At 46.5% G+C, this 16261-nt stretch carries 15 protein-coding genes; 13 read left to right on the top strand and 2 right to left on the bottom strand.

All coding sequences use genetic code 11. The annotated features are described in order from the left end of the window. The 13 genes from betB (at position 1) to Q0890_RS02860 (ending at position 14701) form a co-directional block, all read left to right on the top strand. A complete protein-coding gene (gene betB / locus Q0890_RS02920) occupies positions 1 to 1515 on the top strand; it encodes a betaine-aldehyde dehydrogenase (protein WP_299217397.1) in 1515 nt (504 codons plus the stop codon). Positions 1516 to 1661: 146 nt separating this feature from the next. Continuing rightward, on the top strand, positions 1662 to 3362 hold the full coding sequence (gene betA / locus Q0890_RS02915) for a choline dehydrogenase (protein WP_299217394.1): 1701 nt from the start codon (positions 1662 to 1664) through the stop codon (positions 3360 to 3362). A 329-nt stretch (positions 3363 to 3691) separates the two neighbouring features. Further along, complete coding sequence (gene betT / locus Q0890_RS02910; protein ID WP_299217391.1) at positions 3692 to 5737, top strand: choline BCCT transporter BetT; 2046 nt, start codon at positions 3692 to 3694, stop codon at positions 5735 to 5737. Between the two features lie 313 nt (positions 5738 to 6050). Continuing rightward, the gene (locus Q0890_RS02905; protein WP_299217389.1) at positions 6051 to 6539 is read left to right on the top strand and encodes a M48 family metallopeptidase; all 489 of its coding nucleotides are present in this window, start codon (positions 6051 to 6053) and stop codon (positions 6537 to 6539) included. A gap of 573 nt (positions 6540 to 7112) precedes the next feature. Further along, a complete protein-coding gene (locus tag Q0890_RS02900; RefSeq protein ID WP_299217386.1) occupies positions 7113 to 8021 on the top strand; it encodes an urease accessory protein UreD in 909 nt (302 codons plus the stop codon). 87 nt (positions 8022 to 8108) lie between these two features. Next, positions 8109 to 8411 (top strand): urease subunit gamma, encoded by a 303-nt coding sequence (gene ureA / locus Q0890_RS02895; RefSeq protein ID WP_058369263.1) that lies wholly within the window; start codon positions 8109 to 8111, stop codon positions 8409 to 8411. An 11-nt stretch (positions 8412 to 8422) separates the two neighbouring features. Next, a complete protein-coding gene (locus tag Q0890_RS02890; protein ID WP_299217383.1) occupies positions 8423 to 8782 on the top strand; it encodes an urease subunit beta in 360 nt (119 codons plus the stop codon). Further along, positions 8779 to 10482, top strand: coding sequence for an urease subunit alpha (gene ureC / locus Q0890_RS02885; protein ID WP_299217380.1), 1704 nt, complete (start codon positions 8779 to 8781; stop codon positions 10480 to 10482). Before Q0890_RS02890 ends, ureC begins: the two co-directional genes overlap by 4 nt. Positions 10483 to 10503: 21 nt before the next feature. Then, the gene (ureE, locus tag Q0890_RS02880; RefSeq protein WP_299217377.1) at positions 10504 to 11052 is read left to right on the top strand and encodes an urease accessory protein UreE; all 549 of its coding nucleotides are present in this window, start codon (positions 10504 to 10506) and stop codon (positions 11050 to 11052) included. After that, entirely contained in the window at positions 11027 to 11749 is a 723-nt protein-coding gene (locus tag Q0890_RS02875) for an urease accessory protein UreF (RefSeq protein WP_299217374.1), read from the top strand. The genes ureE and Q0890_RS02875 overlap by 26 nt, the downstream gene beginning before the upstream one ends. Positions 11750 to 11846: 97 nt before the next feature. Next, positions 11847 to 12485, top strand: a complete 639-nt coding sequence (gene ureG / locus Q0890_RS02870; RefSeq protein ID WP_058369267.1) for an urease accessory protein UreG — start codon at positions 11847 to 11849, stop codon at positions 12483 to 12485. Positions 12486 to 12620: 135 nt separating this feature from the next. Beyond that, positions 12621 to 13220, top strand: a complete 600-nt coding sequence (locus tag Q0890_RS02865) for a HupE/UreJ family protein (RefSeq protein WP_299217366.1) — start codon at positions 12621 to 12623, stop codon at positions 13218 to 13220. 206 nt (positions 13221 to 13426) lie between these two features. Beyond that, complete coding sequence (locus tag Q0890_RS02860; RefSeq protein ID WP_299217363.1) at positions 13427 to 14701, top strand: RidA family protein; 1275 nt, start codon at positions 13427 to 13429, stop codon at positions 14699 to 14701. Positions 14702 to 14856: 155 nt separating this feature from the next. Here the strand turns inward: Q0890_RS02860 and Q0890_RS02855 are convergent, their stop codons facing one another. Both Q0890_RS02855 and phoU read right to left on the bottom strand, forming a co-directional pair. Beyond that, complete coding sequence (locus Q0890_RS02855) at positions 14857 to 15234, bottom strand: MliC family protein (protein ID WP_299217360.1); 378 nt, start codon at positions 15232 to 15234, stop codon at positions 14857 to 14859. Positions 15235 to 15336: 102 nt separating this feature from the next. Continuing rightward, complete coding sequence (phoU, locus tag Q0890_RS02850) at positions 15337 to 16110, bottom strand: phosphate signaling complex protein PhoU (protein ID WP_299217357.1); 774 nt, start codon at positions 16108 to 16110, stop codon at positions 15337 to 15339. Positions 16111 to 16261 lie beyond the last annotated feature (151 nt).

The following is a 16261-nucleotide window of genomic DNA, read 5'->3' as shown; positions in this document are numbered from 1 at the left end:
ATGACAACTACTCAGATAAACGTAAATAATTTACAAGACATTATCGATTTAACACAAACGCAGACCGCTTATATTAACGGGCGTTATCTGCCGGTCGATGAGTCATTAGCGACTTTCGAAGATATTAATCCGGCGACAGGTGAGGTGCTGGCGACCATTCAGCAAACGACCGCTGAGCAAATCGATGAAGCGGTAAAAGCGGCGCAACAAGGGCAAAAAGTGTGGGCGGCAATGACCGCAGTTGAGCGCGGCCGTATTTTGTCAAAGGCGGTTGCGATATTGCGCGAGCGTAATGATGTACTGGCACTGCTTGAAACCAAAGACACCGGTAAAGCTTACTCTGAGACTAAGTACGTCGATATCGTCACAGGTGCCGATGTCGTTGAATACTATGCAGGGCTTGCGCCAATGATTGAGGGCCGCCAGATTCCATTGCGTGATAGTAGCTTTGTCTATACGCGCCGTGAGCCGCTTGGCGTCGTCGCTGGTATTGGCGCATGGAACTATCCGATTCAGATCGCGATGTGGAAAGCTGCGCCAGCGTTGGCTGCTGGTAACGCGATGATTTTTAAACCCTCAGAAGTCACGCCACTGACGGTACTTAAACTGGCGGAAATCTTTACTGAGGCGGGCATGCCAGATGGCGTCTTTAACGTCGTGCAAGGCGATTATAAAGTAGGCGAAGCATTAACCCAGCATCCTGATATTGCCAAAGTCTCGTTTACAGGCGGCGTGCCAACGGGCAAAAAAGTCATGGCAAGCGCGGCCTCATCGTCGCTGAAAGACGTAACCTTAGAGCTTGGTGGTAAGTCACCATTAATCATCTTTGACGATGCGGATATTGATATGGCTGCAGATATCGCCATGATGGCGAACTTCTACAGTACCGGTCAGGTCTGTACCAATGGCACGCGCGTTTTTATCCCAAAAGCGCTACAAGACAAGTTTGAAGAAGCCATTTTGACGCGCGTAAAACGTATCAAACTCGGCGATCCGATGGATGAAGATATCAATATGGGCCCGCTAGTGAGCTTCCCGCATATGGAGCGTGTGCTCGGCTATATTGAGCAAGGTAAAGCAGGCGGCGCGCGTCTATTAACTGGCGGTGAGCGAGTAACAACCAGCGAGCTTGCCAGCGGCGCGTATGTAGCACCAACAGTATTTACCGATTGCAGCGATGACATGACTATCGTACGTGAGGAAATCTTTGGCCCTGTGATGTCGATATTGACTTATGAGACTGAGGAAGAAGTCATTCGCCGTGCCAATGATACGGATTATGGCTTGGCGGCAGGGGTGGTAACCAAAGATCTAACCCGCGCGCATCGCGTCATCGGTCAAATAGAGGCGGGTATTTGCTGGCTAAATACCTGGGGCGAGTCGCCTGCGCAAATGCCAGTTGGCGGTTATAAGCACTCAGGTATCGGCCGCGAAAATGGCATCGAAGCCCTTGAGCATTATACGCAGACCAAGTCCATCCAAGTCGAGCTGGGTAAGTTTGAGTCAGTATTTTAATAGCTTGTTAACTGCTTGTTTTTTAACCACCTGTTTTAATGTACAAAGAAAGCTGTCGTCAGTAAGCGCGTCCTGTAGGCGAATTTGTCTTTTTATTTAAGCTTACTGCTATGACCTGACGTATTTTTACTATTATGGAGCGTTTTATGACATCAACTACACCTGAGTATGACTACATCATTGTCGGTGCAGGCTCAGCCGGAAACGTGCTAGCCACGCGCTTGACCGAAGATGCCAACATTAAGGTGTTGCTGTTAGAGGCGGGTCGACCTGATCATCGACTAGACTTTCGCACGCAGATGCCAGCGGCGCTCGCGATGCCGCTACAAGGCACCACGTATAACTGGGGCTACAAAACTGACCCTGAGCCATATATGAATAACCGCGTCATGGATTGTGGCCGCGGCAAAGGGCTGGGCGGCTCATCACTCATCAATGGCATGTGCTATATCCGTGGCAATGCGCTCGATTTTGATGACTGGGCGAAAATCAAAGGCTTAGAGGACTGGACGTATCTGGACTGCTTACCGTACTTTAAGAAGTCAGAGAACTGCGATGCAGGCGAAAACGACTATCATGGCGTCGGTGGTCCGGTTGAGATGACGACCTCAAAGCCTGGAGTCAATCCGCTATTTCAAGCGATGATTGAAGCAGGCGTGCAAGCTGGCTATCCGCGTACCGACGATCTAAACGGCTATCAGCAAGAAGGCTTTGGGCCAATGGATCGCTTCGTCACACCCAATGGTCGCCGCGCCTCAACGGCTCGCGGATATCTGGATCGTGCCAAACCGCGTAGCAATATCACCATTTTGACTGGCGCATTGACTGATGTGATTCTGTTTGATGGCAAGCGTGCTGTCGGTGTCAAAGTTGAACATCAAGGTCAGACTAAGAACTTCTACGCCGCTCGTGAAGTAGTTATCTCGTCAGGCGCTATTGCCTCACCGCAATTATTGCAGCGCTCTGGCATTGGTCCTGGTCAATGGCTCAAAGACTTGGGTATTAATGAGGTTTTAGAGTTGCCGGGTGTCGGTAATAATCTACAAGACCATTTAGAGCTGTATATGCAGTACGAATGTAAATTGCCGGTATCGATTGCCCCTGCCAATAAATGGTGGAATAAGCCTGCAATTGGTGCTGAATGGTTGTTTATGGGTACTGGTCTTGGTGCGTCTAATCAGTTCGAGGGTGGCGGCTTTATCCGTACCGATGAGAAGTTTACTCACCCCAATATCCAGTATCATTTCTTGCCGTTAGCGGTGCGTTACGATGGTCGCAGTGCGGTGAACTCCCATAGCTTTCAAGCACACGTAGGTTCATTGCGCTCGCCAAGTCGTGGTCGCGTTAAGCTGACCTCAAAAGACCCAAGCGCGCATCCAAGCATTTTATTTAACTATATGTCGCATGAGCAAGACTGGCAGGAGTTCCGCGCGGCGATGCGTATCACTCGTGAGATTATGCATCAGCCAGCGCTTGACCCGTATCGCGGCCGCGCTATCGCGCCGACCGATGATCTGGTGACCGATGCGCAGTTGGATGAGTATGTCCGTAACCATAGCGAGACCGCTTATCATCCGTCTTGTACTTGTCCGATGGGCGAAGGTAATGATTCGGTAGTCAATGGTGAAGGGCTAGTGCACGGTATCGATGGCTTGCGAGTTGTTGATGCGTCTATCATGCCAAATATCATCAGCGGTAACTTAAATGCCACCACTATTATGCTGGCCGAAAAAATCGTCGATAAGATGCGCGGCAAGCAGTTGCCACGCTCGACAGCGGACTATTATGTCGCCAATGGCGCACCGCTCAGAGCCGAGCCGATGCGCGCTTATGGCGCTGCTGTTTAACCGCCTGTATAAGCGATTTAACATTATTGGATAATTTCAACAAGAAGACCTTTCAAAGTAAAGGTCTTTTTTATCAGCGCTACTCTGTTCGCGCTATATCTTTTCTGTCTTTTCTATCTTTACCGGATTATAGCGTGACAGTTATTTCAGTTTGTATTGTTAGTTTTTGAGGTTTTGCTAAGGGGTCTGCGGATTGCTTAGCAGGTTTCATTGATTGGTACTGCTTTGTGCGTCATGCGCTCATGTATACATGACGTGGTGATTTTTCATCATGTTATGGCGGACAAAGCAATATCAGACCCTGTTTCATTTACCTATTGAGGTCTTTTATGTACAGTTCGCCATCAGAAGATGCGACGAAAACCCTGACTCTAAATAAGACGGTTTTTTTAGGCTCAGCTATTGTTTCTATTTTACTGATTATCTGGACGATCACGTTTCCAGATTATAGTGAGGCATTATTAGGCGCGAGTATGGCATGGGTATCAGAGAGCTTTGGCTGGTATTACATGCTGGTGGTTGCCGCTTATAGTATATTTGCCTTATTTGTAGGATTTTCAAAATACGGCGACATCAAGTTGGGTCAAGACCACGAAAAAGCCCAATTTCCCTTTTTAGCATGGGCGGCAATGCTGTTTTCTGCAGGTATCGGCATTGATTTGTTATTCTTTGGTGCGTCTGAGCCATTAATGCATTATTTGACGCCGCATACGGGGCTTGAGCCTGCCAGTGAGGCGGCCATGCGTGAAGCACTTGCGCAGACCTTTTTGCATTGGGGTCTACATGGTTGGGGCATTTATGCCTTGATCGGGATGGCATTGGCGTACTTTGCTTATCGTAAAAACATGCCATTAGCCCTACGTTCACCACTAACCCCTGTCTTTGGTGAGCGTTTAATTAAAGGCTGGCTCGGTGATGGTATTGATACCTTTGGCGTGGTCTGTACCTTGATGGGTATTGCGACCAGCTTAGGTATCGGCGTGTTGCAGGCCAATGCAGGCTTGACCCATGTCTTTGGTATCGAGTCGAGCAAAATGGTGCAGAGCTTGATCATCTTGGGCGTGGTCGCTGCGGCGGCTATCTCTGCCATGACCGGTGTAGAGCGAGGGGTACGCCGTTTATCTGAGTTCAATATGCTGTCATCGATATTGCTATTGATCGCGATACTGGTGATGGGTAACACCGTATATTTATTGAATACCTTTACCCAAAGTATCGGTCAGTACTTCCAGACCATCGTTTATAAGACCTTTGATGTTTATGCTTATGACGGCAGCGCTGGTGCTGACTGGAAATCTGGCTGGACGATATTTTTCTGGGCATGGTGGGTCGCTTGGGCACCGTTTGTTGGCTTGTTTATCGCGCGTATTAGCCGTGGCCGTACCTTGCGTGAGTTTGTGTTTGGGGTGATGTTTATCCCATTGGGCTTTATCTTTGCTTGGTTCTCTATCTTTGGTAATTCTGCGATAGATTTGGTCGTTAATGGTGCGACAGAGCTTGGTGAAATCGCTATCAATGATGCGGCGATGGGCATGTTTGCCTTGTTTGAGTACTTTCCTTACAGTGATATTTTGTCATTTGCAGGTGTGGTTATTGGCTTAGTGTTCTTTGTCACTTCAGCGGACTCTGGTGCTTTGGTACTGGCGAACTTAAGTTCAAAGGGCATGACCAATGATACTGACGCGCCAGTTTGGCTGCGCCTGTTTTGGGCGGCAGCAACGGGTTTGATTACTTTGGGCCTGCTGTTCGCAGGCGGGTTTGCATCATTACAGTCCGTTTCTGTGATCGCCGGTTTACCGTTCTCGCTCATCTTGGTGCTCTACATGATGTCGATGTGGAAGTCGCTCAAAGAAGAGGGCAATAAGCGCAAAGCCAGTACTGTTGGCACAGCAAACGTGCTCGATAGCGGTAAGAGCTGGAAAGCGCGTCTACAACGTATCGTTAGCTTCCCAGGACATGCCCAAGTTGAACGGTTTTTGCAAAATACTGTTATGCCAGCGATGAGCGAGGTTGAAAAAGAGCTGCAAGCAGGCGGTCTTAACACTTCTTTAGATATTCGTAATCTTGATAATATCAGTGAAAGTATAGATGCTGGTAAGAGTCAAGATGACGGTCAGATAGATGGTGTCAAACTGCGTGTCGGTCATGGCGATGAAGATGATTTTATTTATGAAGTTAATCTTATTAAAGCTGAGCGACCTAACTTTACGTTGAATACCTCAACCAAGCATGCCGAGTTTTACTACCGTGCTGAGGTATTCTTGAGTGATGGCTCACAAGAATATGACTTGGTTGGCTATACCAAAGAACAAGTACTGGTCGATATTCTGCATCAGTATGAGTGTCATCTACAGTATCTACACTTAGAGCGTTAATTGGCTAGATGTTAACTAACTATATATCGTGATAAGATTGTCTTTTATATGACCTCATAAGTTACATTTAGCTTATGGGGTTTATTTATGAACTGACGATAGGTAAATAGGAAGGATAAGGTAAAATATATAGAGACAAGTCTTAAAGTATAGTCAGTGAAAAGTGATATCTATACATCATATACTGCTGGTATAATTTTTTCGCTTGCTGTGCCTACGCAGACAGAGGCTACAAAAATTTATACCAGTAGTACCGTAGTGTTTTCAAAGAGTTTTGATTAGGGCATCCCCTCTATAAGCAAAGGATAGATTTGTGACCACACTCAAGTATATCGCTCATTACTCTGAGCAAATTCAAACCCAAGCGGCACTGCTCATTAGTGAAGGCAGGCTGGGAGAGTATCTAGAAAACAAGTATCCGAATCGGCACCAAGTACAAAGCGATAAGGCACTCTATCAATACATAAACGATATTAAAAACCAATCCATGCGCAAGATTGGTCCATTATCGAATGTCAGTTATAGTAGTAAGTTGAAAGTTCTTAAGCATGCGCTGGGCATTCATACTACGCAATCTCGCGTACAAGGCAGTAAGCTAAAATCCCATAACAGCATCACCGTGGCGAGCTTATTTAAAGAAGCGCCGCCTGAGTTTTTGCGCATGATCGTCGTGCACGAATTGGCGCATTTTAAAGAGCATGAGCACAACAAGGCCTTTTATCAATTATGCTGTCATATGGAGCCAGATTATCATCAGTTTGAGTTGGACACGCGCTTATGGTTGCATTGGCGTGAGTTATGATTTGGCTAGGTTGGTCTAAGTTAATAGGCTAGTGATAATAAGCTAACAGTTTGATAAAAAGCAGATTGAACCATAGTTTGCCCTTCGTTATATTCCCAGTATTATCTTGACAAGCTTCAGCTAATAACCTATAAGAGTTATAGAGTACAGGTGTTTTCTCATAAGTGTTCTTTTCAAGTCTTGAGTGACCAAAACCAACATTCATATCAAGGGATATAATCTACTATCCTGACATCTAATCGAATGACCTGTACTAATTAGTTTGACAGTTTCTAGGCAATGAATGCCCATATAATATTGACATTCATTGACGGCTAACATAGTCAATCCACTATAAAAGAGTGACAGCGTTAACCTCGCTTGAAGTATTACGTATACATCTGCACTCGGGTGCCTTGACTCTCTTTTAGATTGAATCAACTATAAGCCAATATTGTCAACCTGACCTCACCCGCGCACATGAATATTTTGATCATTTTGCTATCTGTAAGCTAATACCCTGCCTTTCAGGATGATTGGCTAACGATTCAGTGATATATGTCGCGCTGGGTTTATAAAAAGGTGTTCGACGGAATGACGACTTTATCTCATAAATCTACAGTACAACAGACTGCTACAGACTCAGGACACCACTTCGATGCCAACCGTCATTGGGCAGCATTTTTAACCTTGGGATTTGGCGCTCACGCCGAAGCTGAGACTAGCATTACCCGTATGAATATAGCCCGCCATTATGGTCCCTTGCGTGTGCAAAGACCGTTCTATCCTGAAGGTCGCGATGGTTGCTGTCACGTTTATCTGCTGCATCCGCCTGGTGGCATTGCTAGTGGCGATGCGCTTAATATAGATGTCACCGTGGCGGCAAACGCCCATACGCTATTGACGACACCTGCTGCCAATAAGCTTTATAAAGCCGACAGCAATGGTGTTGCTTGGAACCAACACACCCATTTAAAAATCGCTAATGACGCTACTTTAGAGTGGCTACCACAAGAAACGCTGGCTTTTAACGGCTCGCGTGGTGAGCAGACCATCATCATTGATTTAGAAGCCAACGCCAAATGCTTGGGGTGGGAGATTCTCGGTCTTGGTCGTCCTGCCAGCAAGCTGCCTTTCGTCAGTGGCCGTCTCGAACAGCGTTTTCAACTCACTCGTAATGGTCGCCCGTTATGGATAGAGCGCCAATGTATAGATCCCGATCATCCAAGATTTGCTGGCATGTGGGGGCAGGGCGGTGCCACCGTACATGCGACGTTATGGGCGGTTGGATTGGATGATCCACAAGAGGCCATCACTGCTCTACGTGAGCATATACCTGCTACCAATCACTGGGCAGTTACCTATCGGCGCGGTGTATTGCTGCTACGCTATTTAGGCATTGAGCGTAACGAAGCTTGGGAGTTATTTCAGCAAGCACGAGAAGTGCTACGTCCGCGATTGACCGGACACAAAGCCATCACACCACGAATTTGGTTGACTTAACGATTGACGCCCAAGTATTTGCTTGGGTGCTAACAAACGCTTTTCAAAAAACAATAACGATAACCATAATATAAGAAGGAGTCAGCGATGGAATTAACGCCAAGAGATAAAGATAAGTTGCTATTATTTACTGCAGGGCTACTTGCTGAGCGCCGTAAGGCTAAAGGCCTCAAACTGAATTATCCTGAAGCCATAGCGCTGATCAGTTGCGCCATTATGGAAGGTGCGCGTGAAGGGCGTACTGTGGCAGAAATGATGAGTGCCGGCCGCGAAATCCTTACTCGAGATGACGTTATGGATGGCATCGCTGAGATGATTGAAAGCCTGCAAGTTGAGGCAACTTTTCCTGACGGCACGAAGCTTGTGACCGTTCATAACCCTATTGTCTGAGGAGACTTGCTATGATTCCTGGTGAATATCAGCTAAAGAGCGATGACATTGAGTTATGTGTCGATCGTGAACCTATCATTATCAACGTCGCAAACACAGGTGACCGTCCTATCCAAGTCGGCTCTCACTACCACTTTGCCGAAACCAACGCAGCCTTAGACTTTGACCGAAAAAAAGCGTATGGACACCGCTTAGCGATTGCGGCAGGTATGGCGATACGTTTTGAGCCGGGTCAACACCGTGATGTACCCCTCATTCCTTTTTCAGGTTTACGCTATATTTATGGTTTTCATGGTGAAGTAATGGGTCCCTTAGATCAAGGTCAGGATCAGGGTCAGAACCAAAACTCAGACTCAGGAGCGAGCTCATGAAAATTACTCGCCAAGCTTATGCAGATATGTATGGTCCAACGACTGGCGATAGAATTCGTTTAGGCGATACTGAGCTGTGGATTGAGATCGAAAAAGACTACACGCATTATGGTGAAGAGGTCATGTTCGGTGGTGGCAAGGTGATTCGTGATGGTATGGGTCAAAGTCAGCGCTGCGATGATGCCGTAATGGATACTGTCATTACCAATGCTGTCATTATCGACTGGTGGGGTATCGTAAAAGCCGATGTGGGTCTAAAAAATGGTCGCATCGCTGCTATCGGAAAAGCCGGCAACCCTGATACCCAACCTGATGTCGATATTGTCATTGGCCCTGGTACCGAAATCATCGCGGGCGAAGGTCAGATTTTGACAGCAGGTGCTGTCGATACACACGTGCATTATATTTGTCCGCAGCAAGTGGACGAAGCACTAATGAGCGGCTTGACGACCATGATTGGCGGCGGTACGGGACCAGCGACTGGCTCAACGGCAACCACCCATACGCCCGGTCCTTGGCACATAGGTAAAATGATGCAAGCCGTAGATGACTTGCCTATTAATATTGGTTTTCTTGGCAAAGGTAGTGCCAGTAAGCCAGAAGCACTAGTACAACAAGTAAAAGCGGGCGCCATGAGTCTAAAAATCCACGAAGATTGGGGCGCAACGCCAGCCTCTATCAGCAACGCTTTGGATGTGGCCGATCGCTATGATATACAAGTTGCCATTCATGCTGATAGCTTAAATGAGTCTGGGTTTGTGGAAGATACCATAGCAGCGTTCAAAGACCGCTGTATTCATACTTACCATACCGAGGGTGCTGGTGGTGGTCATGCGCCCGATATTATCGTCGCTTGTAGCCTACCTAACGTCTTACCATCGTCTACCAATCCGACCCGTCCTTATACGATCAATACCGTTGATGAGCATCTCGACATGTTGATGGTGTGTCATCATCTAGACCCAAGTATTCCTGAAGACGTCGCCTTTGCCGATTCGCGCATCCGCCGTGAGACTATAGCTGCTGAAGACATCCTGCATGATATGGGGGTGATTTCGATGATTTCGTCGGATTCGCAAGCGATGGGTCGTATCGGTGAAGTGGTGTGCCGAACTTGGCAAACCGCGCACAAAATGCGCCTGCAACGTGGCCTGTTACCAGAAGATGAAGAACGCGGGACGGATAATTTCCGCGTAAAGCGCTACATCGCTAAGTACACTATCAATCCAGCCATCACTCACGGCGTAGGTCATGAAATTGGTTCTATCGAAATTGACAAGCTGGCAGATTTGGTATTGTGGAAGCCGGGCTTTTTTGGCGTTAAGCCATCAATTATCCTCAAAGGTGGCATGATAGCGGGCGCTGCGATGGGTGACCCTAATGCGGCTATTTCTACGCCGCAACCTGTGCATTATCGCCGTATGTTTGGTGCGCTTGGTCGTGCCGCTGCCGCAACACGAATTACTTTTGTCAGTCAAGCGGCTATGAATACGGGACTAGAAGAAAAGTTTGGTCTAAAGAGTAGACTGGTTGCATGTAAAAACGTTCGCCAAATGCGTAAGAGCGATATGAAGCTCAATGATGCCTGCCCAGAGCTGACAGTAGATCCACAAACTTATGAAGTTCGCGCAGATGGCGAGTTATTAACGTGTGAGCCCCTGTCAGAATTGCCATTAGCCCAACGCTACCATTTGTTTTAGAGCACTTGTAAGGATATCAATATGCTTGAATTAATAAAAAGAATCGACGGCAGCACTCAGGCCGATGTACACGACACCCTAACGCTACCTTATGAGCTGCGCATACGTGGCCGCTTAAAAGCGGTGACTGATAGCGGCCTCGATGTTGGTTTGTTCCTTGATCGTGGTCCGGTACTACGTCATGGTGATTTGCTACAAGCGAGTAGTGGCGAGATCGTCCAAGTGTTTGCTGCTGATGAGCCAGTCACTACCGCTTATGTTGAGGGCGGTTTGGCATTGGGACGACTCGGCTATCACTTAGGTAATCGTCATGTATCGCTCGCCCTTGGTCGCGATGAAGAAGGACGTTATTGGGTACGGTTTCCGCCAGATCATGTATTAGAAGAATTAGCTGTTCTGCTAGGAGCTACCTTGAGTCATCATCAAGCGCCATTCGATCCAGAGTCTGGTGCTTATGCGCAAGCTGGCCGTGAACACTCTCATTCCCATGAACACGCACATGACCACTCTCACGAACACCATCATGCCCATGGACATTCCCATCATGACGACCATAACCATGCACACTGACATCCAGCCAAACGCAACCAGCGATTTGGCACTGCTGGGACTGATGCAACTGATTAGCCCTGCATTGCCCATCGGTGCATTCGCTTGGTCACAAGGGCTAGAGAGTGCATTTGAGCTTGGCTGGGTATGTAATGAGGCTGAGCTTGGCGAGTGGTTAGAGGGCGTACTTGACGATGGCTTGTCTCGCTGCGAATTACCAGTGCTGGCACGCTTGCAAACTTGCTGGGAGAATGGCGATAGTGAAGGTCTTACCTTCTGGAATGACTGGATACATGCCAATCGTGAGACCGCTGAGCTGAGCGACGAAGACATACGTTTGGGTCAAGCACTGATGCGCTTGCTCAACAGTTTGGAGTTGCAGCCGCAGACAGTATTAGGTCATGCCAAGCTACCAGAAGATCCCGGTTACGTGACCGTTTTTGCTTGGACTGCCCATCAGCGACAAGTACCGATACGCCAGAGTTTACTCGGCTTTGCTTGGGGCTGGCTGGAAAACCAACTGGCGGTTGCCTGTAAAGCGATGCCATTAGGTCATACCGCCGCGCAACGTTTAAACGAGCAACTACGCCCGCAACTGGTCGCTGCTGTCGATACTGCGCTGGCCTTAACTGATGAGCAGTTGGGGCCGATTCTACCGGGCTTAGCGCTCGGTAGTGCCCAGCACGAAACCCAATATTCAAGACTATTTAGAAGCTAATCTTTTTTATTCTACGACTGCTTTAATGCTATAAGCGCTTCGATTTTATAACCGCTTTGACTCATACATTTTGATTAATATATAAGGAAAGATAGCCATGAAACATTGTTTAAGAGTAGGTGTCGGTGGACCAGTTGGTTCTGGTAAAACGGCCTTATTACGCCAGTTATGTAGCGCCTTAAAAGATCACTACGACATTGCCGTGGTCACCAACGATATCTACACGCGTGAAGATGCTGACTTTTTACTTAAGCACGACGCCTTGCCTGCTGATCGTATTCTTGGCGTGGAAACGGGCGGCTGTCCGCACACGGCCATTCGCGAAGATGCTTCTATGAATTTGGCTGCGATTGATGACTTGCAAACGCGTCATCCTAACTTAGAGCTGGTGTTAGTAGAGTCTGGCGGCGATAATTTAGCTGCGACCTTTAGCCCAGAGCTGTCTGATTTAACCTTATACGTCATCGATGTCGCTGCTGGTGACAAAATCCCTCGTAAAGGCGGCCCCGGTATTACCAAATCAGATTTATTAATTATCAATAAAATTGACATCGCTGAATATGTACACGCCTCCCTAGATGTGATGGAACGTGACTCGAAAAAGATGCGCGGCGAGCGTCCGTTTATATTCACTAACTTGTATGACGGTGTAGGCGTAGAAGAAATCATTAGCTTTATTTTAAAGCAGGGCATGTTACCTGAGCGTCGTCCTGGAAAGCTAAGCGCTGATGCTTAAGAATAAGTGCTTAATTATTAATACTTAACTGCCAGTGGTTTATTATCAGTGCTTAAACGCCTTTATGGTACAAGCAAGATATAAAAAGTAGTTATACCAGTTAACAATAAACAAAAAGAACAGAGGGAGAATACCATGAATAAAATGACTAAGTTGCCAGCGGCGAAACTATTAATGACCATCGGGCTGATGCTGACGGCCACTTTAGCCGTTGCCCATCCTGGCCATGGCGAGCACGTGAGCAATGGTTTTCTTAGCGGTTTACTACATCCATTAATGGGTCTTGACCACTTATTGGCCATGGGTGCGATTGGTTTTTGGAGTATTCGCCAAAACACCACGATGAAACGCGGTACGCCTTTATTTGTCGTTGGTGGCATGATAGCGGGTGCAGGCCTTGCTTGGGCTGGTGTTAGTTTAGCTGGCATAGAGACGGGCATCGCTATGTCAGTATTGCTAGTCGGTGTATTAATTGCGACGCTTGCAAAACTGCCGACGGCTGTTGGCGGCACTTTGGTTGCGCTGTTTATGGTCGCCCACGGTTATGCTCACGGCACTGAGATGACCCAAGGTTCAAGCTTACTGCTTTATATGGCAGGCTTCGTTGTTGCAACTTTAGCGATTACCTTTGTTGGTCGCGGTCTAGGCACCATGATGCTCAAAGCCGATAACCGTATTACTCGTGCATTAGGCGGTGTGGTTGCTGTCATTGGTGGAGTATTGGCTGCTGGCTAATCGCTACTAGCTGATCTTCACTAGCTAGTCTCTACTAGTGCTGCAACCCAGTTATCATGATAAATCTAAAAAGCCGCACAGATTTCTTGCGGCTTTTTGAGTTTAAGTATCTGATTTTACGCCACTGCTAGCTTTTAGTGGTACGCGTTACTGCTTTGTTAAACTGAGATTCATATAAAAACACATATCAAATAGGGAATACCGATATGAACGACACTACTAATGACACTATCATAAAAGTATCAAGAAACACGGACATTGCCCCGCAAAATTTACTCTCTACCCAAACCGTTGCTTTTTCGCATTACAACTATATCTCAGCGCAATTACCTGTCAATATTACCACCGGTGATTTGGTCGCAAATGATATAAAAGTACAGGCCGCGCAGTGTCTAAAAAATATCAAAACCATTGTAGCGAGCATCGATCATGACATGAATGATGTGATCAAAATTAATATATTTTTAAAAAACATCGAAGATATTAAAGACATCGATACGATTTACCCTGCGTTCTTCCAAGGCTATCTGCCGACACGGACGGTCATAGCAGTAGCAGCACTACCCATGGATGATGCTTTGGTACAAATGGACGCTGTTATCTCAAACGGTGAAGGTACGTATCCGCAAGCACCCGTTGAGCTGGTAAAAGTACCAAAAAACAATGAACAAGTACCAAAGGATTCAGTATCGCCGCATACGATCGCTTTTTCCCATTACAATAATATCTCAGCGCAACTGCCTGTCGATATTGAAACTGGTGAGCTAGTCGCTGGTGGTGTCAAAGAGCAGACGCAGCAGTGCTTACAAAACATCGAAGCGATTTTAGAAAGTATCGACGTTCCTCTTCAAGAAATTGTCAAAGTAAATATCTTTTTAAAGAATATTGCCGATGTGGACGTGGTAAATGACGTTTATAAAGAGTTCTTTCCAGAGTCAACCAGTGATGGAAGCGCGGCCTATTTACCAGCACTGACGATGGTGATAGCGTCAGATTTACAGCTAGATGCTTTGGTACAGATTGATGCTATCGTGTCTCATGGAAATGGCACACCGCCACAAGCGACCGAAGATAAGCATGGCATTACTATCAAGGCTAACAATACGGATAAAGCGCCGCAGAATCCACTATCGACACAAACGGTGGCGTTCTCTCATTACAACCATCTCTCAGGTCAATTACCTATCAATCCTGAAACAGGCAAGCTAATCCACGGTGACATCAAAGCGCAGACGAAGCAGTGTTTAGAAAATATCAAAGCCATTGTAGAAAGTATCGACCACGTTATGGATGATGTGGTAAAAATGACCATCCAACTTACAGACATTACAGATATCGATGCGGTAAATGATATTTATAAGACCTTTTTCAATAGCGACTTGCCAGCCAGAACAGTGATTGGTGTCGCCGCTATTCCTATGGATGCTTTGATACAGATTGACACTGTCATATCTAATGCCGAAGGTACGCCACCAGCTTGAGAATAGTAATTGTTGATAACAGGATTTTTTAAGAAAAAAGTGCCAGTCATTTCAACGACTGGCACTTTTTTTAGATCTTCCTAATGATACGAAGAGGGTTTACTTAAAAAAATATTGCTTAGGAAAAAATGTTATTCAAAAGGGAGGTTGCTGCTTTATAGTTGGCAAGTAATGCTGTATTTACGATCATTTACTGAGCGGATACTCAGAATGCCGCGATTGGCCTTGGTATGCCATTCATAGCTGGCTTTAGAGCTAGATTCTTTAATGTAGCGTGCACCAGAGCCCGATACTGCTTGTTTAAGACTTACTCTTTGGTTTTTTATACCTAGCTTGGGCAGCGTCAAGCTTAAATTAGCCACTTTACCATTCGCTGAATAAATAGCAGTCACTTTACTATTATCTTCACAGCTAAAAGCATAAGATTTTTGTATTTGAGGTTTATGTCCACTATGAGCGTTGTTTATTGGTGCATTAGTCGCACATGCTGCTAATAATAAAATAGTAGGGGTTACAACCAGTAATTTTTTCATGATATTCCTCGATAGTGCTAGTAGCTGATAAGGGTAGCAATGCGAGGCGTATCTTACAATATGTGGCGGCTATTTTATCAGTCGCTATTATTATTTAGCGCATCAATTATTGGGTGCATTAATATCTGCCGCTGCCACGTTATCAGTTTGACGCGCCGCCATTCGATCATTGGCTTCTTGCACCGCTTTTTCGACCAACGCATAGTCCGAATGGCGCACATCTTGTCCGCTAATATAGTTAATCACTAGCTCAGCGACGTTCTGCGCATGATCGCCAATCCGCTCAAGCGCACGCAACACCCACACGATATTGATGACCTTGGAGACGTGGCGTGCGTCCTCCATAATATACGTCATCAAGGCACGAATCGCTGACTGATACTCTTCATTGACCACATCATCATTGCGCATCACTTCAAACGCCTGCTCAGCATTGGACTGACTAAAGGCCTCTAGCGCATTATGCAGCATCAGACGCACTTGATTGCTCAGATGCTGCACTTCTGCATAGCCATACGCTGACTTACTTTGTGCGGCGAGCTTATTGGCCATTTTGGCGATTTTGACCGCTTCATCACCGATGCGCTCCAAATCTACCACGCCTTTACTGATGGACATGACTAAGCGTAAGTCACTGGCCGCTGGCTGACGTTTGGCGACCAATAATAAGATATGCTCATCGAGCTCAACTTCCATCCGATTGATATCAAAGTCCATCTCGATGACCTCTTGCGCCAGTGTTTCATTTTTATCGATAAGGGCATGAATGGCTTTGGCAACTTGGTTGGCGGCGCTGTCACCCATGACCAAAAACAGACGAATGGCTTCATCCAAATCTTGGTCGAAACTTTTGGAGATATGCTTGTCACTTTGCATAAGAGGTATTTCCTAAATATCTGTATTTTAGTGTAGTCAGTTCAACCTAAAAGAAGGGCACTGTTAATGGCGTGCTGCTAGGATAAATTTTCCTCGCTTGCTGTGCGCAGGCCAGACAGATGCTTCGCAAAATTCACCCCAGCAGTACATG

The organism is uncultured Psychrobacter sp., assembly GCF_947488565.1.
GTDB classification, from domain to species: domain Bacteria; phylum Pseudomonadota; class Gammaproteobacteria; order Pseudomonadales; family Moraxellaceae; genus Psychrobacter; species Psychrobacter saeujeotis.
This window is presented reverse-complemented; position numbering and strand designations above follow the sequence as displayed.

What these genes read in the sequence shown, in the direction of transcription:
- ureG (WP_058369267.1), top strand. Translation starts at nt 11,847, where the DNA reads ATGAAACATTGTTTAAGAGTAGGTGTCGGTGGACCAGTTGGTTCTGGT.
- betT (WP_299217391.1), top strand. Translation starts at nt 3,692, where the DNA reads ATGTACAGTTCGCCATCAGAAGATGCGACGAAAACCCTGACTCTAAAT.
- phoU (WP_299217357.1), bottom strand. Translation starts at nt 16,110, where the DNA reads ATGCAAAGTGACAAGCATATCTCCAAAAGTTTCGACCAAGATTTGGAT.
- Q0890_RS02900 (WP_299217386.1), top strand. Translation starts at nt 7,113, where the DNA reads ATGACGACTTTATCTCATAAATCTACAGTACAACAGACTGCTACAGAC.
- betA (WP_299217394.1), top strand. Translation starts at nt 1,662, where the DNA reads ATGACATCAACTACACCTGAGTATGACTACATCATTGTCGGTGCAGGC.
- Q0890_RS02875 (WP_299217374.1), top strand. Translation starts at nt 11,027, where the DNA reads ATGACGACCATAACCATGCACACTGACATCCAGCCAAACGCAACCAGC.
- Q0890_RS02890 (WP_299217383.1), top strand. Translation starts at nt 8,423, where the DNA reads ATGATTCCTGGTGAATATCAGCTAAAGAGCGATGACATTGAGTTATGT.
- betB (WP_299217397.1), top strand. Translation starts at nt 1, where the DNA reads ATGACAACTACTCAGATAAACGTAAATAATTTACAAGACATTATCGAT.
- ureA (WP_058369263.1), top strand. Translation starts at nt 8,109, where the DNA reads ATGGAATTAACGCCAAGAGATAAAGATAAGTTGCTATTATTTACTGCA.
- ureE (WP_299217377.1), top strand. Translation starts at nt 10,504, where the DNA reads ATGCTTGAATTAATAAAAAGAATCGACGGCAGCACTCAGGCCGATGTA.
- Q0890_RS02865 (WP_299217366.1), top strand. Translation starts at nt 12,621, where the DNA reads ATGAATAAAATGACTAAGTTGCCAGCGGCGAAACTATTAATGACCATC.
- Q0890_RS02855 (WP_299217360.1), bottom strand. Translation starts at nt 15,234, where the DNA reads ATGAAAAAATTACTGGTTGTAACCCCTACTATTTTATTATTAGCAGCA.
- ureC (WP_299217380.1), top strand. Translation starts at nt 8,779, where the DNA reads ATGAAAATTACTCGCCAAGCTTATGCAGATATGTATGGTCCAACGACT.
- Q0890_RS02860 (WP_299217363.1), top strand. Translation starts at nt 13,427, where the DNA reads ATGAACGACACTACTAATGACACTATCATAAAAGTATCAAGAAACACG.